This window comes from Planctomycetota bacterium (assembly GCA_039182125.1).
Lineage (GTDB): Bacteria > Planctomycetota > Phycisphaerae > Tepidisphaerales > Tepidisphaeraceae > JBCDCH01.
Map to the genome: position 1 here is coordinate 38,407 of JBCDCH010000015.1, position 21,995 is coordinate 60,401.

Annotated in this window: 20 protein-coding genes; 9 read left to right on the forward strand and 11 right to left on the reverse strand. The window is 65.1% G+C overall.

What is annotated here, in order from left to right; genetic code table 11:
• Positions 1–69: 69 nt before the first annotated feature.
• Together AAGD32_05825 and AAGD32_05830 are read right to left on the reverse strand one after the other, a co-directional pair.
• Positions 70–873, reverse strand: a complete 804-nt coding sequence (locus AAGD32_05825; protein ID MEM8873762.1) for an ABC transporter ATP-binding protein — start codon at positions 871–873, stop codon at positions 70–72.
• Positions 863–1,822: a zinc ABC transporter substrate-binding protein gene (locus AAGD32_05830; protein ID MEM8873763.1), complete on the reverse strand. Its 960-nt coding sequence runs from the start codon at positions 1,820–1,822 to the stop codon at positions 863–865. The genes AAGD32_05825 and AAGD32_05830 overlap by 11 nt, the downstream gene beginning before the upstream one ends.
• A 68-nt stretch (positions 1,823–1,890) precedes the next feature.
• On the opposite strand from AAGD32_05830, the gene AAGD32_05835 reads away from it, so the two are divergent.
• Positions 1,891–2,562, forward strand: coding sequence for a metal-dependent transcriptional regulator (locus tag AAGD32_05835; protein ID MEM8873764.1), 672 nt, complete (start codon positions 1,891–1,893; stop codon positions 2,560–2,562).
• Positions 2,563–2,569: 7 nt separating this feature from the next.
• Here the strand turns inward: AAGD32_05835 and AAGD32_05840 are convergent, their stop codons facing one another.
• Genes AAGD32_05840 through AAGD32_05850 form a run of 3 tightly spaced genes read right to left on the reverse strand, consistent with a single transcriptional unit; the run spans position 2,570 to position 5,355 of the window.
• Complete coding sequence (locus AAGD32_05840; GenBank protein ID MEM8873765.1) at positions 2,570–3,379, reverse strand: VOC family protein; 810 nt, start codon at positions 3,377–3,379, stop codon at positions 2,570–2,572.
• A gap of 4 nt (positions 3,380–3,383) precedes the next feature.
• Positions 3,384–4,289, reverse strand: coding sequence for a heme o synthase (cyoE, locus tag AAGD32_05845; GenBank protein ID MEM8873766.1), 906 nt, complete (start codon positions 4,287–4,289; stop codon positions 3,384–3,386).
• 10 nt (positions 4,290–4,299) lie between these two features.
• A complete protein-coding gene (locus tag AAGD32_05850) occupies positions 4,300–5,355 on the reverse strand; it encodes a COX15/CtaA family protein (GenBank protein MEM8873767.1) in 1,056 nt (351 codons plus the stop codon).
• 177 nt (positions 5,356–5,532) lie between these two features.
• On the opposite strand from AAGD32_05850, the gene AAGD32_05855 reads away from it, so the two are divergent.
• The 5 genes from AAGD32_05855 to AAGD32_05875 all read left to right on the forward strand — a co-directional run bounded on the left by AAGD32_05855 (position 5,533) and on the right by AAGD32_05875 (position 13,060).
• Entirely contained in the window at positions 5,533–6,456 is a 924-nt protein-coding gene (locus AAGD32_05855) for an AraC family transcriptional regulator (GenBank protein ID MEM8873768.1), read from the forward strand.
• Between the two features lie 128 nt (positions 6,457–6,584).
• Complete coding sequence (mfd, locus tag AAGD32_05860; protein MEM8873769.1) at positions 6,585–9,899, forward strand: transcription-repair coupling factor; 3,315 nt, start codon at positions 6,585–6,587, stop codon at positions 9,897–9,899.
• 41 nt (positions 9,900–9,940) lie between these two features.
• Positions 9,941–11,827, forward strand: coding sequence for a pyruvate kinase (locus tag AAGD32_05865; protein ID MEM8873770.1), 1,887 nt, complete (start codon positions 9,941–9,943; stop codon positions 11,825–11,827).
• A 166-nt stretch (positions 11,828–11,993) separates the two neighbouring features.
• Positions 11,994–12,590, forward strand: a complete 597-nt coding sequence (locus AAGD32_05870) for an MBL fold metallo-hydrolase (GenBank protein MEM8873771.1) — start codon at positions 11,994–11,996, stop codon at positions 12,588–12,590.
• Positions 12,587–13,060 (forward strand): GNAT family N-acetyltransferase, encoded by a 474-nt coding sequence (locus AAGD32_05875; GenBank protein ID MEM8873772.1) that lies wholly within the window; start codon positions 12,587–12,589, stop codon positions 13,058–13,060. Before AAGD32_05870 ends, AAGD32_05875 begins: the two co-directional genes overlap by 4 nt.
• Before the next feature lie 3 nt (positions 13,061–13,063).
• Here AAGD32_05875 and AAGD32_05880 read toward each other — a convergent pair whose 3' ends face one another.
• The 6 genes from AAGD32_05880 to def all read right to left on the reverse strand — a co-directional run bounded on the left by AAGD32_05880 (position 13,064) and on the right by def (position 18,175).
• Positions 13,064–14,065, reverse strand: a complete 1,002-nt coding sequence (locus AAGD32_05880; protein ID MEM8873773.1) for an NAD(P)/FAD-dependent oxidoreductase — start codon at positions 14,063–14,065, stop codon at positions 13,064–13,066.
• The gene (locus AAGD32_05885; GenBank protein MEM8873774.1) at positions 14,062–15,003 is read right to left on the reverse strand and encodes a hypothetical protein; all 942 of its coding nucleotides are present in this window, start codon (positions 15,001–15,003) and stop codon (positions 14,062–14,064) included. The genes AAGD32_05880 and AAGD32_05885 overlap by 4 nt, the downstream gene beginning before the upstream one ends.
• Before the next feature lie 144 nt (positions 15,004–15,147).
• On the reverse strand, positions 15,148–15,318 hold the full coding sequence (locus AAGD32_05890; protein ID MEM8873775.1) for a hypothetical protein: 171 nt from the start codon (positions 15,316–15,318) through the stop codon (positions 15,148–15,150).
• A 63-nt stretch (positions 15,319–15,381) separates the two neighbouring features.
• The gene (locus AAGD32_05895; protein MEM8873776.1) at positions 15,382–16,641 is read right to left on the reverse strand and encodes a transcription antitermination factor NusB; all 1,260 of its coding nucleotides are present in this window, start codon (positions 16,639–16,641) and stop codon (positions 15,382–15,384) included.
• Between the two features lie 74 nt (positions 16,642–16,715).
• The gene (gene fmt, locus AAGD32_05900; GenBank protein ID MEM8873777.1) at positions 16,716–17,600 is read right to left on the reverse strand and encodes a methionyl-tRNA formyltransferase; all 885 of its coding nucleotides are present in this window, start codon (positions 17,598–17,600) and stop codon (positions 16,716–16,718) included.
• Positions 17,597–18,175: a peptide deformylase gene (gene def / locus AAGD32_05905; GenBank protein ID MEM8873778.1), complete on the reverse strand. Its 579-nt coding sequence runs from the start codon at positions 18,173–18,175 to the stop codon at positions 17,597–17,599. The genes fmt and def overlap by 4 nt, the downstream gene beginning before the upstream one ends.
• Before the next feature lie 105 nt (positions 18,176–18,280).
• Here def and AAGD32_05910 point away from each other — a divergent pair, with 105 nt between their 5' ends.
• The 3 genes from AAGD32_05910 to AAGD32_05920 all read left to right on the forward strand — a co-directional run bounded on the left by AAGD32_05910 (position 18,281) and on the right by AAGD32_05920 (position 21,935).
• Complete coding sequence (locus AAGD32_05910) at positions 18,281–19,714, forward strand: hypothetical protein (protein ID MEM8873779.1); 1,434 nt, start codon at positions 18,281–18,283, stop codon at positions 19,712–19,714.
• 147 nt (positions 19,715–19,861) lie between these two features.
• Positions 19,862–20,131: a 30S ribosomal protein S20 gene (gene rpsT / locus AAGD32_05915; GenBank protein MEM8873780.1), complete on the forward strand. Its 270-nt coding sequence runs from the start codon at positions 19,862–19,864 to the stop codon at positions 20,129–20,131.
• A gap of 214 nt (positions 20,132–20,345) precedes the next feature.
• On the forward strand, positions 20,346–21,935 hold the full coding sequence (locus AAGD32_05920; GenBank protein MEM8873781.1) for a glycine--tRNA ligase: 1,590 nt from the start codon (positions 20,346–20,348) through the stop codon (positions 21,933–21,935).
• The last annotated feature ends 60 nt before the right edge of the window (positions 21,936–21,995 follow it).

The following is a 21,995-nucleotide window of genomic DNA, read 5'->3' on the forward strand; positions in this document are numbered from 1 at the left end:
CGGCTGAATAGAACGCTCGGCCTCCGCGGCCAGATCCCTCGGCTGCGCTCGGGATGACGGAAGGGTCACTCATGGCGTCTTCGTGATCCGCTGCATCGCCTCGGCGGCCTCGGCGAGGAGCGTTAGCTTGCCGCCGTAGGTCTTCTGCAGGTTCTCGTTCGTGAATGTCTCATCGACCGGCCCGTGGGCGACGATCCGCATGTTCATCAGGATGACGTGGTCGAAGTACTGCTGCACCGTCTGCAGGTCGTGGTGTACGACCAGCACGGTCTTCCCGGCAGCGCGCAGGTCCTGGAGGATGGCGACGATCGCACGCTCCGTTGCCGCGTCGACGGCGGCGAAGGGTTCGTCCATCAGGTACAGGTCGGCCTCCTGCACCAAGGCACGGGCGAGGAAGGTGCGTTGCTGCTGACCGCCGGAGAGTTGGCTGATCTGCCGGTCGGCGAGGTCGGCGATGCCGACGCGGTCGAGGGCTTCACGGGCGGCGGCGCGGTGCTTGCGCGTCACCGGTATCACCCAACCGATCCGCCCGTACCGGCCCATCGTCACCACGTCCAACGCGCTGACCGGAAAGTCCCAATCGACGCTCTCGCGCTGCGGCACGTAGGCGACACGCTTGCGCACTTTCGCGTACGGCTGGCCGAAGATGCGCACCTTCCCCGACGCCCGCGGCACCAGGTCGATCGCGGCCTTGATCAGCGTCGACTTGCCGGCGCCGTTGGGGCCGACAATGCCGATGAGCTTGCCGTCGGGCACGTCGAGGTCCACGTCCCAGAGCACCGGCTTGCGGTCGTAGGCGACGGTCATGTCGTGGATCGACAGGGCCGCGTCGGGGCTGTGCTCGCTGCCGAGCGGCTTGCCGTTAGTCACCATTCTGGCTGAGCTTTCCGTTCAAACCTTCTGCGGGCGCTTCGCCGCCGAGGGCGCGGGTGACGGTCGTGATGTTGTGGTCGAGCATGCCGACGTAGGTGCCCTCGTAAGTGCTGGCTGAGCCCATCGCGTCGCTGAAAAGCGAGCCGCCGATGACGACATCGTGGCCGCGCGACTTCGCGCCGTTGATCAACGCTTCGATGCTCTTCTGTGGCACGCTCGTTTCGACGAACACCGCCTGAATCTGTTGCTCGACGATCAGGTCGACCAACGCGTTGACCTGCTGCAAGCCGGCCTCGGATTCGGTCGAAAGACCCTGAACGCCGCGGACTTCCAAGTCGAACGCTCGCCCGAAGTACTGGAACGCGTCGTGCGACGTGATCATGATCCGCCGGTCGGTGGGGATGGTCGCGAGGGTGCGCGTCCCATACTCGCCGAGCGCGGCGACCTCGGCGCGGTAGGCCTCGGCGTTCGCGCGGTAGGCGTCGGTGTTGCTAGCGTCGTGGGCGATGAGCGTGGCTTCGACCGCGTCGATCGCCGCAGTCCAGAGCTGCGGGTCCATCCAGATGTGCGGGTCGTCGCCGAGGAGCCGATCTTCGGACACCACTTCCGCGACGGCGATGGTCGGCTTGTCGCCGGCCGCCTGCTCGAGCAGCTCGGCCATCTTCCCTTCGAGCAGCAGGCCGTTGTAGAAAACGACGTCGGCGTTCTTGAGTGCCTTAGCGTCGTCGGAGGTCGCCCGGTACAGGTGTGGGTCGGTGCCCTCGCCCATGAGCACGGTGACATGGGCGTGTTCGCCGGCGACGTTGCGGGCGATGTCGCCGACCATGCCGACGGTCGCGACGATCGTGTACTTGCCGTCATCGCTCGCCTGCTCGTCGCCGTTGCAGCCGATCATGCCCGCAAGAAACACGACCAGTCCCAGCACCTTCCAAACCCACGGTTGATTCATATATGGTTCTCCAAACTTTGACTAATCAAAGTAGACATCGCCGGCGATCAAGTCAAGATGTTGTCGGCATGGCCTCGACGACCGTGGAGGATTATCTCAAGCAGGTGTACCTCGCCGAGCGGGAGGGCGGGGGCGGTCCGCTGGTCGCGATGGGGGTGCTTGCGTCGGCGGTGGGCGTGACGCCGGGGACGGCGACGACGATGGTGAAGTCGCTGGCCGAGGCGGGGCTGTTGAACTACGAGCCGCGGGAAGGCGTGAAGCTCACCACCGCCGGGGCGAAACTCGCCCGGGGCGTCCTGCGGCGGCACCGGCTGGTCGAGCAGTTCTTGGTCGAGGTGCTCGGTTACGACTGGTCGGAGGTCCACGACGAGGCCGAGGTTCTCGAACACGCCGTTAGCGAAAAACTCCTCGAACGCATCGACAAGCTGCTGGGCCGGCCCGAAACCGACCCGCACGGCGACCCGATCCCCAAGCCCACCGACGGCCGACGACCTGAACGGTCGAAGCCGGTCGAGACCTTGGCCGACTGCTTGATCGATCAACCGTTGGTCGTGGCGCGGGTGCTGGACCAGTCGGCGGAGTTTCTGCGATTTCTCGAGCGAAGCGGGCTGACTCCGGGCGTCGGGCTGGAAGTTACCGAGCGGGAGGCCGAGGCCGAGGCGGTCGTGGTGAAGGTCGGCCGCAAACGCATCACGCTCGGCACCGCCGCCGCGGCGAAAGTGCAGGTCGATTCGCCGTAGGCCCCACCTACGGCAGCGTTTTGCCGTTGGGCAGTGTGATTGTTGGGAGCACCGCTTCGATCTTTTCCCGTTGCGGCTCATACATCGTGGGGAGCTTGAGCGTCGTGCCCGGCTCGTCCTCGTCGACGCCGAAGCCGGGGCCGTCGGTGGCGATCTCGAAGAGCACACCGCCCGGCTCGCGGAAGTAGATCGACGTGAAGTAGTCGCGGTCCATGACGGGCGAGACGTTCACACCGTGGCCGAGAAGGTGATCACGCCAATGCCGTTGTGTCTCGGGATTCTCGGTGCGGAAGGCGATGTGATGGATGACGCCGGCACCGAGCCGACCGGGAACTCGACCATAGTCCGTGATAGATATCGTCTGGTCGTCGCTGAGGAAGTAGCAGGTTCCGTTTGAATCGCCTTCGTTGTCGGTTAGGCCAAGTTGTTCGGTCGCAAATGCGTTGCTCGCGTCGACATTTGCCGACTGCAAGTCTGCGTGCAACAACCGCGCGGGTCTCGCTACTGAGGCGTCAACTGCAATGCCATCGATGTCACGTTCTGTCGTTGTCTGAGGCGTTGACAGTTTGAACCCAGTTGGCTGCCCCTTGCCGACCACGCCGGACTTGGCGCGGGGCCAAGCGAAGAATGTCACGATGCTCCCGGGCGAGCCAGTCTCGTCGCCGTAGTAGAAGTGGTAGCTGCCGGGGTCGTCGAAGTTGACGGTGACCTTCACCAGCGTGAGGCCGAGGGTTTGCGTGTAGAAGTCGAGGTTGGCCTGGGCGTCACCGGTGATGGCGGTGATGTGGTGCAGGCCTAGCAGGGGGGGAGGCTTCATGGTTTCATTCCACCGACGCGAGCATCAACAGCAGCATGATCGGCAGGTAGACGATGCTCGTGAGAAACAGCACGCGCGCTTCGCGGCGTTGGGGGGAGGCCGCGACGTTGAAGCCGGCCGCGAGCATCACGCCGCCAAGCAGCGCTGCGGGTGCGAGGTAGATGCCGACCGTCTGCCCGAGGAACCACGGCAACAGCCCGGCGACGAGCAACACGACGGACCAAACGATGATCGACCGCACCGTGCGTTTCAGTACGGGTCCGTCGACAACGGGCAACATCTTCATGCCCGCCGCTGCGTAGTCACGCCGGTACATGATCGCCAGTCCCCAGAAGTGGGGCATCTGCCAAGCGAAGAGCAAAGCGAAGACCGACAGCGCGTGGAGGTTGATCGCACTCGTCGCGGCGGTGACGCCCATGACCGGCGGCACTGCCCCTGGAATCGCACCGACCAGCGTACACCACGTCGTCCGCGTTTTGAGCGGCGTGTAGATCAGGACGTACAGCAAAACCGTCGCCAACGCGAGGCCGGCGGTGAGGATGTTCACCAATAACGCGAGATACACGGTGCCGCCGATGCCGAGCAACAGCCCGCCGAGCAACGCTTCGCGTGGTGCGATTTCGCCGTTGGGCAGGGGGCGACGCTTGGTGCGTGGCATGAGTGCGTCGATATCCCGTTCCCAGAGTTGGTTGAGCACGGACGCCGACGCCGCGGTCGCGGCGGTGCCGATGAGCAAGTGCAACGCCACTAGCCAGTCGGTGCCGCCGGCGAAGTAGAACCCGGCCGCCGCGGTGATGAGCACCAGCAGGTTGAGCCGTGGCTTGGTCAGCGCGCTCCACGACGCCGCCCGGGTTCGCCGGCGTGGCGTCTCGTCGCTGATCGGAATGGCGGCGGTGTCCAAGAGGGTCATGGTAGTGCGTTCAGGCGGGGGCGGGGGTTGAGGTCAACGGCACATTCTCGCGAACGTCGACCGTCCGATACACCCGCCACATACCCAGGGCCGCAACGGTGGTGACCGCGAGGAGGATGGCACCGATGGCTTGGTGGGTCGTGGCGATGTCGGCGGGTTTTCGGTAGACGACGGTGAGGATGCCGAGCGTGAGTTGGAGCAACACCAGCACGCCGATGACGCCGCCGATTTTATGCCCGTGGCGCAGTGCGACGATGGCGAAGGCGACCAGCACACCCGCCGTGAGATACGCCCCGATCCGGTGTGCGAAGTGAACGCCGACGTGGTGGGCGGTCGTGGGGGGCAGGTCCATCTCAGCCCGCTGCGCGTTGGCCGCGGCTAGGGCATCGTCTCCCATCGGCGGGAGGACCCGTCCGTAGTGCAACGGCCAGTCCGGGATTGCCAAACCTGCCCCGGCCCCGGTGACGTGGTTGCGTTCGGTGTCGTGTCGCATGGCCGCCCCGAGCAGGAGTTGGAGCACGACCAACGCGACGCCCGCCGTGCCGAGACGGACGAGCCATGTGCCGTCGGTTTTTCGTTGTGCCGTCCACCACCAACGGCCGGTCATCAACACCATCACGGCGGTGAGTGCAAAGACGATCTGGCCGAAGACGCCGTGGATGAACGAAAGCAGTACGGAGTTTTCGGTGACACGGAAGCCGCCCATGAGTCCCTGGACGATGATCGTCAGCAAGAGAACGGTCGCGAGGATGGCAAGGATTCGGGTGCCGCGCCACCAAGCCAACGCACAAAGAACGATCGCCGTCAGCCCGACGACGGTGCCGAGCAGACGGTGGGTGTGTTCCTGAAAAACGCCTGACTCGTACGATCCGGCCCCGAGCCATTGCCCCCAGGGCAAGGCGAACATGTTGTACCCGAAGCTGTTGGGCCAGTCCGGCACCGCCATCCCCGCGCCTGTCGAGGTGACCAACCCGCCGATTGAGATCAACGGCAGGGCACAAAGAAGTGTGGTCCAAGCGAGGATGTGCAACGAGCGCGGCGGTTTCGTGGCAGAGTTCGCGTCCATCGGTCGATTCTAGCCGCCGGGTCGCCCTTGCTTTTCATCTCTGTCGCGACATCGTCTTCAGGTGGCCGGAGGAAAGATCGGGTAAATGTGATCCGGCTCGCGGTCGTTGGAACTTGCAATAACAGCACATTCGTGCCACGCTTTGTCCGTGTGTGACCCTGTTCGTGAGGAGGCCTGATGGCGGATACGTTCAACAAACCCAGCCGGGCGCGGGGGCATCGGTCCTACCGCATGGAGGATTTCGGTTGGTTCCGTGTCGCCGAGCGGGTGCCGGGGTTGCCGGTGCCGTACTACGTCGGTCGTGGCATCGCCACCAACGCCAGCTACAACGTCGTCGATGTTCCCCAGCTCGACATGCCGGGCCATGTCGTGCTCAAAGTTGCACTTTCGGCCGGCGGGGCGTGGAGCCCGGAACTGGCCGGCCCGCGCCGACCCCTCCGCCCCGGCGATGCGACCTTCCGGCTTGTCCAGGATGGCGACGGCTTCTGGGAGGGCTACCACCCCAGCCATCGCGGCGAATACCACTTCCTCGGCTTCATCTTCCGCGGCGAGGCCGCCCTTGCCTCGGCGCTCGGCATCATGGAAACCTACGGCCACGTTTTTTCGATCGGCACCGAGTCGCTCATCGTCAAACGTTTGCTCAAGCTCGCCGACCGGGACGATCACGTCGTCGACGTCTCCGCCGGTCAGGCGGCCCGGCTCGTCAGCGATGTCCTGCTCACGCTTGTCGATGTCTCCGAGAAGGCCGAGCGCGACGGCGGGGTTAACGATCTGGCCGAGGCGGTCGAGGTGATGATCCGCGATGATCTGCGCCGTTCGTGGACGGTGGCCGAGTTGGCCGAGCGGAACGACGTGAGCCGCGAACACCTCACTCGCATTTTCACCCGCCGGTTCGGCGTTCCGCCGCATCGCTACCTCGTCGAGATGCGCGTCCAGGAAGCCCGCAAACGCCTGCGCACCACCGACGATCCGATCAAACAGATCATGCTCGATCTCGGCTTCGCCAGTCACGCGGCGTTTGTCAGAGTGTTCCGCCGCTACACACACATGTCGCCGACGGAGTACCGGGACGCGATCCAGCACAGCGACAGCCATAAGTAAAACCCGAATGACGAGTTCCCGAATGACGAATGAATGACCAATGACGAAATCCGAACCTTCGTCATTCGGCCTTCGGATTTCATTCGTCATTCGGGAACTCGTCATTCGTCATTTCCTACCGTCTGACAATGCCGACTGTGCCCCCCTCCGCCGTCCGTCGTCTGATGGTCGCTGATGCGCTGATCGAAGTCGCCGAGGCCGTGGAGGCGGGGTTGGACGTGGCGGCGAGCGGGTTGTGGGGTAGCAGCACTGCAGCAGTGGTGGCGGCGCTGCGGAACCGGAAGGTACCGACGCTGGTGATCTGTGGGCACGGGGACGAGGCGGACGATCTTGCCGACGACGTGGCGTTGTTCACGAACGACGCCCGGCCGGACGTGCTGCCGGCGTTGTCGATGTCCGGGTCGCTGGGTAGTGCGTCGGAAGAACTTGTCGCCGACCGGTTGCAGACGGTGATGCGTTGGCAGAGCGGCAAGGGCACCTGTGCCATCGCCCCGATCCCGGCGATCATGCAGCAGGTCCCCGACGCGACGACCCTCAAGCACCTGCACTTCCGTGTCGCCGACGGGATGGAGCTTGAGATCGAGAAGCTGATCGTCTGGCTCGCCGACCACGGCTACAACCGCCTCGACGCCGTCGAAGTCCCCGGCGACTTCGCCGTCCGCGGCGGCATCGTCGACCTCTACCTCCCGGGCGAACAACGTTTGCCCAACGGCGACGAGGTCATCGGCCTGCCGGTGCGTGTCGACTTCTTCGGTGACCAAATCGACAAGGTCACCACCTTCGATCTCGACTCGCTCGGCTCCGGCGAAAAGCTCAACAGCATCGAACTCGTTGACCTCAAGGGCGACCTCTCGCAGAGCGGTGACGGCTGCAGCTTCTTGAAGTACCTGCCCAAGGACGCGGCGGTAGTGCTGGTCGATCCGTTGGAGATCGCCGAGCAGGGCAAGAGCTACCTCGATCGCCTGCCGGATCAGCGCGGCGTGTATCCGCTCAAGGCCGTCCTCGACAACGCACAGCCGTACCGCATCGTCCAACTCTCGCCGTTCGAGCAGAAAGACAACCCCGTCACGCTCGTCGGCCACCTTGACCCGAAGCGCGTGAAGTTGCCGGTGCGGTCGCTGACCCGTTTCGAGACCCACGCCAAGGCGGCGCTGTCAGAGTTGAAGGACCTCGCCGAGACGAACGACGTCGCGGTGTTCTGTTCCAACGAAGCCGAACGCAAACGCTTCATCGAACTTCTCGACCTCGAGCACAAAGGGCTGAGCAAGAAGATCGACACGCCGCTGGGCTACCTGCACCGCGGGTTCATTTTCGGGGAAGAACTGCGGGATTCGGGTGAGATGCCGCTCGCGCTGCTCGGGCATCACGAGCTGTTCAACCGCTTCGAGAAACGCCGCCGGGTGAAGAAGGTCGCGGCCGGCAAGGCGGTCGATTCGTTCCTCGATCTCAACGTCGGTGACTACGTTGTCCACGTCGCCCACGGCATTGCCAAGTTCACCGGCATGACCACCATGGACCGCGACGGCAAGACCGAGGAATACCTCACCCTCCGCTTCGCCGAGGACGGCCAGCTGTACGTCCCCGCGAGTCGCATCAGCCTGATCCAGAAGTACGTCGGCGGTCCGGGCGGGCATCCGAACCTCTCCAAGCTCGGCAGCGGGTCGTGGGAGAAGCAGAAGGACAAGGTCGCCGAGGCGGTCATGGACATGGCGTCGGACCTGCTGGAGGTGCAGGCGGCGCGGGCGGCGGAAGCCGGGACGGCCTTCCCGCCGGACACCGAATGGCAGCGCGAGTTCGAGGCCGAGTTCCCCTACGACGAGACCGACGACCAGCTCACCGCGGCCGACGAGATCAAGCAGGACATGACGTTGCCGCGCCCGATGGACCGGCTGCTCTGCGGCGACGTCGGTTACGGCAAGACCGAACTGTCGATGCGGGCGGCGTTCAAGGCCGTCGAGTTCGGCCGGCAGGTCGCGGTGCTCGTGCCCACCACCGTCCTCGCCGAGCAGCACGAACGATCCTTCCGCGAACGCTTCGCCGACTACCCCTTCGCGATCGAATCCATCTCGCGCTACAAGACCAAGGCAGAAGCCAACGACGTGCTCAAACGCCTGAAGAAGGGCGAGGTCGACATCATCATCGGCACCCACCGGTTGCTCTCCAAGGACGTCGAGTTTGCCGACCTCGGCCTTGTCGTCGTCGACGAGGAGCAACGCTTCGGCGTCACGCACAAGGAACGCCTCAAGCAGATGCGCAGCCAGGTCGACGTGCTGACCATGTCCGCCACGCCGATCCCGCGAACGCTGCACATGTCGATGGTCGGCGTGCGCGACATCTCCTCGCTCACCACCGCCCCGCGCGACCGACGCTCCATCGTCACCGAAGTCCTCGCCTACGACGAAGAACGGATCAAGCTCGCCATCCAGCGCGAACTGCAACGCGAGGGCCAGGTGTTTTTCCTGCACAACCGCGTGACCGACATCGAGACGATCACCGCGAAGGTCAAGGCGTTGGTGCCGGACGCGCGGGTGATCTACGGCCACGGACAGATGGCCGACGGCGAGTTGGAGAAAGTGATGACCTCGTTCATCCGCCACGAGGCCGACGTGCTGGTGGCGACGACGATCATCGAGTCCGGCCTCGACATCCCCAACGCCAACACGATCATCATCAACCACGCCGATCGCTTCGGCTTGAGCGAGTTGCACCAGCTGCGCGGCCGGGTTGGGCGGTACAAGCACCGGGCGTACTGCTACCTGCTGCTGCCGCCGGACCGGCCGGTGACCAACGTCGCGGCCAAGCGGCTCAAGGCGATCGAGGAGTACTCGCACCTCGGTGCCGGGTTCAAGATTGCCATGCGCGACCTCGAGCTGCGCGGTGCCGGCAACATCCTCGGTGCCGAGCAGTCGGGCCATATCGCGGCCGTCGGCTACGAGATGTACTGCCAGTTGCTCGAGGAAGCCGTCCGGCAACTCAAGGACGAACCGCGCCAAGCCAAGCCCGAAGCGACCATCGACATCGGCATCGGCAGCCACATCCCCAAGTCGTACATCGCCTCCGACAAGGCCCGCATGGACGTCTACAAACGCCTGTCCCGCTGCACGAGTTTGGCGATGCTCGACGAACTCAAGCAGGACGTCACCGACGCCAACGGCGAGATCCCGCGGCAGGTCGAAATCCTTTTCGCCCTCACCGAACTTCGTCTACTCGCCGCCATCCACGGCATCAGCTCGATCAACCGCAAGGAGCCCGACGTTATCCTCGCTGTCGCCGACGCGAAGAAAGCCAGCGCCGCCCTGACCGGCGCCCCCGGCACGCTCCGCCTCATCGACGACCGCACGGTGTACCTCCGCCCGCCCAAGGTCTTCATCGAGCCTGAGCCGCTGCTGCTGACGTTGCGGAATCTGTTGCGTAAAGCTTGGGAGAAGAATGTCGCAGCGTGAGCGGGGCGTGTTGATTCCGCCGTACGATCGGCGGATTTGTCATGCACAGCATCGCCACGAACCTGGACGTCCGTGACATCGCCGACCGCCTGATCGATCCGGTCGAGGCATTGCTGCGGCGCGCCGAGAAGGTCGAAGCCGACTACGCGCCGTTGCTGGCGAAGCTCGCCGAGCCACAGGCGTCCAGCGGCCGCAACCTCGCGCACTACCTCGCGGTTCGCCAGCTCGACATCCGCGAGTTGCAGTTCGATCTGCACCGCCTTGGCCTGAGTTCGCTGGGGCGGATGGAAACGCATGTGCTCAGCACGTTGCGGTCGGTGCTCCGGGCGTTGCGGAGTCTGTCGGGCGGTCCGCCGCTGCCGGAGTCAGTGCCGCCGGTCGACTTCGACGAAGGTCGACGCCGCTTGCGGGAAACCAGCAGTCTGCTCTTCGGCGAGACGGCCCCGGAGGACGAGACCCGGATCATGGTCACCGTTCCGAGCGACGCGGCCGACCGGTACGACCTTGTCCACGCGCTGGTCGAGGCGGGGATGAACGTGATGCGGATCAACTGCTCGAAGGACGACCCGCCGCGCTGGACGCGCATGATCGATCACCTGCGGCGGGCCGAGTCGGAGCTTGGCCGGCGGTGCAAGGTGATGATGGACCTGGCGGGGCCGAACCCGAGGACCGGGCCGTTGCGGGTGCAAGCCAAGAACCTTCGTTTCGAGCCGCCGGCCCACGCGGGTCAGGTCATCGACGCGGCGCGGGTCTGGATCAGCGCGAGCGGTGTCGTGCCGCAGGCGGCCGAGAGTGTCGTGCCGATCGCCGGCCTCGACTCGATCGCGGGCGACTTGCTCAGTGGTGACCGGGTGCGCCTGGCCGCGACGGATGGCAAGCCGGTGCATCTGCAGGTGACCGCGGTCGAGGACGACGGCGCGTGGGCCGACTGCTGGGAGGCCGCCTCGGTACCGGTCGGCTCGAACGTCGAACTCATGCGGCGCGGCCAGGTCCGCAAGACCGCGACCGTCGGCCACCTGCCCGACGGCTTGCGCGAGCAGACCTTCCGCGTTCAGCCGGGCGACGTCATCCTCCTCGATCGCCACTGCACGGCGGGCCACGGGCCCGAGCGCGATAACGCCGGCAACGTCACCTCGCCGGCCCGCATCGGTTGCACTTTGCCCACCATCTTCAATGACGTCCGTGTCTGCGATCGCGTGCTGTACGACGACGGCGAGATGGAAGCGGTCGTGCGGAAGGCGTCGGCCGATGAGCTTGAGCTGGAGGTCCGTCGCGCGCGTAAGGGGTCGGTCAAGATCCGCAGTGCCAAGGGATTGAACTTCCCCGACACGGACCTGAACCTGCCGCCGATGACCGAGAAGGATCTCAGTGATTTGGCGTTTGTCGCCGAGCATGCCGACGCGGTCGGGATGAGTTTCGTCCGCTACCCGCGCGACGTCGAAGCGCTCATCGAGCAACTGGATCGACTCGATGCGACCGACGTCGGCGTGGTGCTGAAAGTCGAGACCGAGAAGGCGTTTCGGCATCTGCCGGAGCTGCTCATGGTTGCGTTGCGTCGTCCGCCGGTGGGCGTGATGGTCGCGCGGGGGGACATGGGGCCGGAGTTCGGGTTCGACCGGATGTCGGAGGTGCAGGAGCAGATCCTCTGGCTCTGCGAGGCGGCGCACGTGCCGGTGATCTGGGCGACGCAGGTGCTGGAGAGTCTGGCCAAGAAGGGCCTGCCGACCCGCAGCGAAGTAACCGACGCCGCCATGAGCAGCCGGGCCGAGTGCGTCATGCTCAACAAGGGCGACTACATCGTCGATGCGGTGCGGTTCCTCCGCGACGTGCTGCGGCGGATGCAGGGTCACCAGGACAAGAAGTTTTCGATGCTCCGCCGGCTGAGCGTGTCGGGGTCGGCCGCGCCTGACGAGTTCGACGCCGTATGAGCGTTCGCGCTGCCGCCGTCGCGTGGTACACCATGCCGTGTAGTCCTATCAGCCACACAACCAGCTCCTTCTCGATGGCCTGATTCTGCTGCCGCAGTACGGCTGCATCTCCGGGCCGACGTTTCGGCCGTTCAACTCGTACGCGCTGGTCTTCGGCGACAAGGCCGTGCTCTTCGATGCGCCGCTGGCGCATGTGCTACCGGGTGTGCGGCGGTTGATCGAGGACGGCATCACGCCGGTCGCGTGCGTGCTATCGCATGCCGACGTGCCGGCGGTCGGTAATGCGGTGAAGCAGCTGCATGAGGAGTTCGAGCTGCCGATGCTGCTGCATCCGAGGGACCAGATGGATCAGCGCATCGCCGACCTGAAGATCGACTGGCAGGACCCGATGGGACACGAGGTATTGGCGGAGTTCCCGGTGGAGGTGTTGCACTGGCCGGGGCACTCGCCGGGGTCGGTGATGTTGTACATCCCGGAGTTCGGCGGGGTGTTGTTGGCGGGCGATTCGCTGGTTCGCCCGGGACCGATGCAACCGGACGGAGACCAACCGTTGGTGCGTCCGCCGAGCGATTGGGCGGACGATGCGAAAGTGCTGCAACATTGGCGGGACTTGTCGCTCGATCCGTTGCGGACGCTTGCGCCTTTGCACGGTGAGCCGCTGATCGACATCGACAATGCGTCGGCGTCGATCACGACGATGCTGGATGCCGGGCCGATGAAGTCGGCGGTCCGTCGGGTCGCACCGCCTACGGTGCGTGCATGATCCGCCCGGCCACGCCCGACGACTTCGACGCCATCGCCGCCCTGATCCGCGGGCTCGCCGAGTACGAGAAGGCCGCCGGTGACTGCGTGTTCGACGATGCGGAGCTGCGCGAAAACCTCTTCGGCGAGCGGCCGTATGCCGAGGTGCTCATCGCCGACGTCGACGGCGAAGCGGTGGGGCTGGCGCTGTTCTTCCACAACTTCAGCACCTGGCTCGGCAAGCCGGGGGTCTGGCTGGAGGAGCTGTACGTCAAGCCCGAGCATCGAGGGGCGGGCTACGGCAAGGCGCTGCTCACGGCCGTCGCGCAGGTCGCGGCCGAGCGTGCGTGTGGTCGGCTGGAGTGGGCGGTGCTGGACTGGAACACGCCGAGCATCGAGTTTTACAAAGCCCAAGGCGCGGTGCCGATGGACGAGTGGACGACGATGCGGGTCGACGGCGAAGCGCTGACGAGGTTGGCGTCGCGCGTGTGATGGCTACGCGGTTTTACCCATGAGCGCAAGCAACGGCGACTGCATGGGGGTTCGTTCGACACTGCAAGCGGCGGCAATCCGGGCGAGCGTCGGCCGCTGCAACACCAGCGCGGCGGCCCGGCACGCGATGCGTCGACGGTTCCAAAGCTGACGGTACCGCGCCCGCAGTTCGGCCGGCGAACGGTCGTTGAGAATGGTGTCGGCGGCGAGTTCGGCGCTACGCATGGCCAATCCCATTCCTTCGCCGCCGATCGGTTCGAGCGCGGCGGCGGCGTTGCCCACGGGCCATGTGTGGGCCGGCCAATCTCGCGCCACCGCGTACCGCGGCAACGGCGACGCGTGCCATTCGCCACGCTGCTCGGCATGCCGCATCGCCGAAGCGAGGGCCGGGTTCTCCGCTTCGAGTTGTCGGCGTAGCGCATCCCGATCGCCACGAACGGCCTTGAGCCGGTCAGCCGAAACGCCGAAGGAGAAGTTCCACACGCCGTCACCGACCGGTGCGAGCCCCCCATAGCAACCGCGACAACCGAACAGATGCACGGCGTCGTCGGACAGGTCGACGCCGGCGAAGTGGGCTTTGACCCCGAAGTCGCCCGTGGGCTTTCGGTCGGCCTTGCCGGTGGCAATGACGGTGTGGTCGAAGTCACCTTCAGGCGTGGCCGGCTGTCTGACCGTGACCCCGGCATCGACGGCGGCGTTACGCAGGGTCGTGTCGAGTTGACCCCGTGTGACGCCGAGCATCGGCCGGGGAAGCTGCCAGTTCATGCGTCGACCGCGGGCGGGTTGGACCACGCAGCGCTGGAGCGAGCATCCCGTGACGGGGAGCCCGAGCCGTCGAAGCACGTCTTGGCCGAGTGCGCTGACGCACTCGCCACAGACCTTTTCGCGCGGAAACGATTTCTTCTCGAAGAGCGTGACATCAGCCCCGCCGCGTGCGAGACACAGCGCGGCGATGCATCCGGCCGGACCGGCGCCCACGACGGTGACACGTACCGGTGTCTTCATACCGCGACCGGGCTCGACGCGCCGGCCCGGTCACGCAACTGCGGCATCCGGTCGCGCACCTCGTGGGCCATCTGCGTGTTGGGGAACTCGGCCATGATTTCCTCGCCGATGCTGATCGCCTGCGACCAGCGGTGTTCGTGGACGGCCGCGCCGAACTGTTCCTTGAGGTTCGCCAGTTTCTTCTTGAACAGGACGCGCGCCTTCTCCTGCAACTGCTCACCCTCGGCGGGGGTCAGGTAGTCGTCGAGCCGTTTGAGCAGGTCGATGGCCTTGTCGGTTTCTTCGTTGTCGACGGCCGTGTGCCATTGCGTGAGCATGCGCTCCTTGAGCAGCACGCGGCGTTGATCGATGTCGCGGTGCAAGGGCTTGACGGCCGGCTCGTCGGGGTAGAGGCGGGCGAGCCGATCGGCTTCTTCGTGAGCACCGGCCCAGTCTTCGTTCTCGGCCCGGCGGATGATCGTGTTGATCCCGTCGTCGATGTGACGCCGGAGCAGGTCGTTGCGACGGGCCATCACGTCCTCGCGGATCTGCGCCGCTTCCTGGGCGTAGCCGAACTCTTTCTCCATGTCGTCGGTCAGTCGCAGAGCGGCGTCCCAGTCCTGCTTGTCGATGTCCTCGCGGATGGCTTTGCGGAGTGCTTCACGATCGTTCTGGCGATAGGCGAGCGCTTTCGCACGGTCGGAGAGCAGTTGCTTCTCGCCGACCTCGTGGAGGGCGTGGTAGAGCCGATCGAGCATCTGGCGGACGGGTAGGAGCTGGTCGTCGATGCGCTTGGCCTGGCCGGTGGCGTGCTGGGCGAGCACGACACAGAGTTGCCAGCCGATGAGCGTGGCGATGACCGCGAGCGACCCGGCGGCGAGCATTTCGAAGCCGCGACTCTTGGCCGCGAGATAAACCCCGACGCCGAACAGCGCGACGGCGAGGATGAACGCGACCACAAAAACCGAATGGAAGGAAATGGAGCGCCGACTGTTCAAGGGTCACCTCGCCGTGGTTTGAGACCGACCGACGAAGCGTCGGCAGCTGCCGCATGATACGGACTGTCTCACCCAAGCGAAACCCGGAGCCTTTATCGCTGGGCCTCATTGGTGCATGATGCGTTGGGCGATCTCTTCACGGTGACGGCGGGCCAGGGCGGGGGCTTCCTGCACGAACTTCTGGTACATCGCCTGCCGGGCATGATGCCGCTCGCTGGCGATCAGACGCAGCATCACGAACGCAACAGCGACGACGGTGAGGACGGTGGGAAGCATGACCAACCTTCACATCGGCACGATCGCCGAGGAAAGTTAAAGAAACGTCCGATAAATCCGCGTTCAGTCGGGTCGCTCGAAGACCGCCACGAAGCCGCCGTCGCGGTAGGTCGGGCCCGTGCCGCCGGGGAGGTGGTGGACGCGTTCCACCTCGCGCAAGTCCGGATGGCTCGCCGCGAACGCGTCGGCGATGGCATCGTTCTCGTCCGGCCAGATGGAGCAAGTCGCATAAACCAACCGACCTCCGGACGCGAGGAACGGGGCAGTGTCCGCGAGGATGGCTTGTTGGAGTTCGACGACGCTGGCGATCTCGTCCTTGCTCTGGTGATACCGAGCTTCGGGACGCCGGGCCATGACGCCGGAGTTGCTGCACGGCGCGTCAATCAGGATGCGGTCGAACCGTCGATCACCCAGCGGTGAATCTCGCATGAACTCTAGCCGGACCGCGTCGATGCCTGGCAACGCTTTACGCAGGGTACGGACGCGTTTACCGCTGGCGTCGGTGGCGAGGATGTCGGCGTCGGTGGCTTGCTCGACGATTTGGCGGGTCTTGGTGCCAACGCCGCAGCAACGGTCGAGGATTCGCAAGCCGGGCCGGTCGAGCGCGAGATGGTCGACGGTCGCGGCACTGGTGGCATCCTGTACCTGGCCCACACCCGCGTCGGCGATGGTGGCGAAGTCCGCGACCTTGCCGCCGGTGACGACGACGATGCCGGGCTGCTCGTGGGGTTCCAGCGTCAGCGCTGGGCAGACCGCCGCGAGGTCGTCGAGTGTCTTCCCTTGCACAAGCCGGACAAGGATCGGCGGCTCACGGTTGTCGTGTTCGCAGCTCTCGATCGCTCCGTCACGGCCGACCGTGGCGATGAGCTTGTCGACGCAGTCGAGCGGATGGCTCAGTGCGATCTTGCAGTACTGCCGCACGCTCGACCGGTCGGGCAGGGGTACCTCGCCGTCACGAATCGCCGTGCGCAGCAAGGCGTTGACGAATCCCGACGCCCTGGGCACCTTCAGCGTGCGGCACTGCTCGACCGCAACGTTCACCAACGCATGGTCCGGCACGCGATCGAGCAACAGCAACTGGTAGAGCGCGACCCAGAGGATGAGCCGAACCTTGGCATCGACCTCGACGCGCTTGGTGTGGTGCTGCATCGTGTGTTCGAGCAGCCCGATGTTCTTGATGACGCCGGTGACGAGCGCGTCGCCGAGGGCGGCATCGCGCGGGTCCTTGGGCCGCACCGGCGACTTGGTCTTGAACGCCTGCTTCGGCAGGTACGGCAGGCCGCGTCCATCCAACGAAAGCACGGCATAGTCGCGGGGGTCCATGGGGAAAGTCGGAAGTGTGAAGCGGAAGGCGGAAGTGAAAGGCGAGTGCGAAGCTGCGTTGCCCCGCAACGCGGTTATGTGACGGTACCCGACCAGTCGCGGCCGTTGCGGTAGGCGTCGAGGGGCATGGGTTTCTTGCCACTGGGTTGCAGTTCGAGAACTTCGATGGCCCCGGTGCCGCAAGCGATGTGGCCGTTGTCGAGGATCGTGCCGGGCGTGCCGGTGCCGGCGGCAGGGCGACTGCGTAGGAGAGTGACGGATTCGCCGGCGATGTTCACGCGTACACCCGGCCACGGGCTCAGCCCGTTGATCTTGCGGCTGACGATCTTCGCGTCCTGCGTGAAGTCGAGCACCGCGTCCGCGCGGCTCAACTTCCCGGCGGGCGTGGCCAGCGTTTCGTCCTGTTCGATTTCTTCCGCGGTGCCGGACTCGAGTTCGTCGAGCACGTCGAGCATCAGCTCGACCCCGTCCTCGGCGAGCAGGTCGTGCAGGTCGCCGGTGGTGTGCGTGTCCTCGATCGGACGCTCGGACTGGCCCAGCACGGCCCCGGCGTCCATGCGTTCGGCGAGGCGGATGACGGAGTTTCCCGTGACCGTGTCGCCGGCCATGATCGCGTGGTGGATCGGTGCCGCCCCGCGCCAGCGTGGCAGCAGCGACGCGTGCAGGTTCACCGCCCCGAGCCGCGGCGCGTCGGTCACGTCCGGCCCGACCTTCTGCCCGAACGCGATCACCACCAACACGTCCGCGTCGACCATCGGCTCGCTGTTGATCGACATCGTCCGCACGATCGGCAGCCCGTGATCGTCGCACCATTGTCCGATCGGCGTCGGCGTGAGCTTCTTCCCTCGCCCGGCGGGCTTGTCCGGCTGCGTCAGCACCTGCACGATCTCGTGTCGGTCCGCGAGCGCACGCAACGTGGGCAAACCGAACGCCCCCGATCCGACGAAACGAATCTTCATTTGAAGCTCGCTTCCAGTTCCCTGAGCTTCCGGCGATTCGCCATCTTTTCGACCGGGCTCATCTTGTCCGTGATGAGGATGCCGTCGAGGTGGTCGGTCTCGTGTTGCCAGACGCGGGTGATGAAGCCGTCGGCGGTCTCGTTGATCTCATTGCCGTCGATGTCGCGGGCCTGGATACGCAGGGCCGTGGGGCGGGTGACGTTGACGTTGATCTCCGGCAGGCTCAGGCAGCCTTCCTTGAACGGCTCGTTCTCGCCGCCCGGCTCGCTGAGGACGGGGTTGATGTACACCCGGTCCGGCTCGTCAGGGTTTTCGGTCTTGAGCGAGGCGTTCATCACGAACAGCCGTTTGTTCACGCCAACCTGCGGCGCGGCCAGCCCGACGCCTTCGTGCTCCCGCATCAACTCGAACATCCGCTCGACCAGCGTCCGCAGCCGCGGGCCGAACTCGTCGTCGGCGACCGGTTCGGACACCTTCTTCAGGCGCGGGTCCGGGTAGAGAATAACGCGGACTTTCTCGGGATGTTCGGGCAGGGCGACGGGCATCGGTGGGTGCGGCGGGGCGTGGACTTGCACGGTAGAGGCGTTAATTGAATCCTCCACCGCGACGGTTTATCGTTGGTGTGCTGCGAGGCGCCGATGGTGTTTCGCGGTCGCCTTTCACCCTGACGAGGTTCCTAAGTGGCCGATACGCCGACCCCCACCAACGACGAACAGGCCCCCGAGGGTTACGCTGAGATTTCCCAGGCCGAGCAGCAGCGGGCCGAAAAGCTCGTCGCTTCCGCGGCCAAGGTCGCGGGCATGGGCAACTGGGACTACGCGATCGAGCTGTACATGGGCGCCCTCGCGGTCGATCCGGAGAACCTCGACATTCACAAGGCCCTGCGGTCGGTGTCGATGCAACGCAAGGCCAAGGGCGGCAAGCCCATGGGCATGTTCGAGAAGGGCAAGTACAAGGGCGGTAAGACCGACAAGGACAAGCTGCTCAACGCCGAACGGCTGCTCGCGTTCGACCCCGGCAACACCGACTACATGGCCACCATGCTCAAGGCCGCCGCCGATGGCGGCTACTACGGCACCGCCCTCTGGATCGGCCCCATCCTCCTGCGGGCCAACATCGACGGCAAACAGGATTTTTCTAAATTCATCTTGCTGAAGGACGTGTTCAGCAAGATCGGCAACTACAAGCTCGCCCTCGACGCGCTGAGCTATGCACGTCACCTGAAGCCCGAATCCGGCGATCTATCCCACGAGGAAAAGGACCTCGCCGCCCGCATGACCATGCAGGCCGGCAAGTACGAGTCGGCCGAGAGCTTCGTCGACTCCATCCGCAACCGCGACGCACAGCAGGAGCACCTCGAACGCGACAAGGACATCCGCACGGAAGAAGGCATGGCCGGCGAAATGGCCAAGGCCAAGGCCGCCCTCGAAGCCGACCCCAAGGCCGAGGGCAAGATCATGGCCTACGCCGAGGTGCTGGCCAAGACCGACGATTCCAAGTTCGAGAACGAAGCCCTCGAACTGCTCGAATCGGCCCACAAGGACAGCGGCAACTTCCGTTTCAAGCAGCGGGCCAACCAGATCAAGATCCGACAGGCCGAGCGCATGGAGCACACCATGCGCAAGATGCTCGAGGACAACCCCGACGACGAAGACCTCAAGCAGGACTATGCCGACTTCAAGGCCGACCGCGACAAGCTCGAACTCGAGCACTACCGCGACATGGCCAAGGCGTATCCGCAGGACCTGGGGCTGAAGTACCACGTCGGTCGCAAGCTCTTCGACACCGGCGAGGCGATGGACGCGATCCCGATGTTCCAGCAGTCCCAGACTGACGCCAAAGTCCGCAAGGACAGCCGGCTCATGCTCGGCAAGTCGTTCCTCGAGGCCGGCTTCGTCGAGGAGGCCGTCGACACGCTCGGCAAGCTGCTCGAAGAAACTGACTCCAAGACCGACGCCCGCGGCCTGGACCTGCAGTACTGGTACGGCCGATCGCTGGAGGAAAACGGCGACTTCGAACCCGCCGCCAAGGCCTACAGCTCCGTCGCCCAGACCGACTTCAACTACCGCGACGTCCGCCAGCGCCTCGCCGACGTCCGAGCCAAGGGTAAATAGCGCGGGAAAGCCCACGGCTTCAGCCGTGGGTCCGCCGCGACGATCGCACCGCAGCCGACCCACGCCTAAAGGCGTGGGCTTTCTGATTTGAACACGGAATTTCCCGCGCCTACCCTGCCAACCCGACCGACCGAAAGCAGACACACCATGGCCCACTCTCTCTCCGCCAAGAAGCGTATCCGTCAGAACATCGAGCGCAACGCCCGCAACCGCAGCCGCAAGGCCCGCATCCGCGAGGCCGTGACCGAGGTTGACGAGGCCATCACCGCCGGCAAAGCCGACGAGGCCCAGGCTAATTTCCGCGTTGCCGAGAAGCTGCTGGACCGCTTGGCTAGCAAGAACGTCATTCACAAGAACGCCGCCGCCCGCAAGGTCAGCCAGCTGCAGAAGCGGATCAACGCGGCCGGTACGAAGTAAGCCGCCGTTCCCGGTCGGTCATCGGAACACGAAGCCCACGGCGAAGAGCCGTGGGCTTTTGCGTTGCTAAAGAGCCGCGCCCGTAAGGAAGCGGAGCGGGCACAGCCCGCATCTCAAAGCGAGACCGATCGATACGGCCGAGAGTTGCCGGCGTGCGCCGGCTCCGCTCCCTCACGGTCGCGGCTCTTCATGAAACTTCCTACCCTCCCACCCCATGGCCAAGCCACCCGCCAACACGTCCCCGCTCGACCCGATCGTCTCGCTCTGCAAAAAGCGCGGCTTCGTCTACCCCGCGTCCGAAATCTACGGCGGCATTAACGGCTTCTGGGACTACGGCCCCCTGGGCGTCCTGCTCAAAAACAACATTCGCGACCACTGGTGGCGCTGCATGGTCGAGTGCCCGCCCATCGGCCCCGATGGCGTCCCCCTGCAAATCGTCGGCCTGGACAGCAGCATCATCCAGAACCCCAAGACGTGGGAAGCCAGCGGCCACGTCGGCGGGTTCAGCGATCCGATGGTGGATTGTACCGAGAGCAAACGGCGGTACCGGGCGGACCACCTGTTTCTCGCCACCGCATTTGCCAACGATGGAACCGAGATTGGGACCTTCTCGACGCTGTGTGAGGGAGATGAAGCGGTCGACGATCTCATTCGTCGGGCTAAGAAGGCATCGAAGGGCAAATCTCTAGACGATACAGCGATCCGCGCCGAGACGGTTCTCTGTTACGTCGACATCGCAAGAGACTTGCAGGAGAAGGTGATTGGCCCAGACGCGTCGAAGCCCGGCACGCTCACAAAGCCGCGTGAGTTTAACCTGATGTTCCAGACCTACGTTGGCGCGATCCAGTCCGACGACGCCAAGGCGTACCTGCGCCCCGAGACCGCGCAGGGCATCTTCCTCAACTACAAGAACGTCGTCGACACCACGCGCGTGAAGATGCCGTTCGGCATCGCGCAGGTCGGCAAGTCCTTCCGCAACGAGGTGACACCGCGGAACTTCATCTTCCGCAGCCGCGAGTTCGAGCAGATGGAGCTGGAGTGGTTCTGCGACCCGGACGAATCCGGCAAGTGGTACGACTTCTGGAAGCAGGCCCGCATGGACTGGTGGCTGTCCCTCGGCGTCGACCCCGACAACCTGATCTTCCGCGACCACGAGGACGACGAGCTTTCGCACTACTCGAACATGACCGTCGACATCGAGTACAAGTACCCCTTCACCGCCCCCGAGTACGGCGAGCTTGAAGGCATCGCCCACCGCGGCTGCTTCGACCTGACCCAGCACCAGGAACACAGCGGCGCGAAGATGGAGTACTTCGATCAGGAGAAGCAGCTACGTCTGAAGGACGAAGGTGCGTCGCCGGAGGAAGTGAAGGAGAAGAGCCGGTACATCCCGAACGTCATCGAGCCGGCCAGCGGTCTGACGCGTGCGGTGCTGGTGGTGCTGTGCGAGGCGTACACGGTCGACCCGGACCGGCCGTCCGGCGTGTACATGAAGTTCAAGCCCAAGTTCGCCCCGATCAAGGCCGGCATCTTCCCGCTGGTCAACAAGGACGGCATGCCCGAAAAGGCCACGGAGATCTACCGCGAACTCCGCGAGGTCATGACCTGCGAGTACGACCCCAAGCAGTCCATCGGCAAGCGCTACGCCCGCATGGACGAGATCGGCGCCCCGTTCTGCGTCACCGTCGACGGCGACACGGCAACCGACGACAGCGTCACCGTCCGCCACCGCGACGACCAATCGCAAGAGCGCGTGAAGGTCGCGGAGCTGAAGGCGTACTTGCTTGAGCGGTTGGCGGATTGATATCCGACGAGGCCCGACCGTGAGGGAGGGTGTCGGGCGCAGCCCGCAACTCGTGACAAA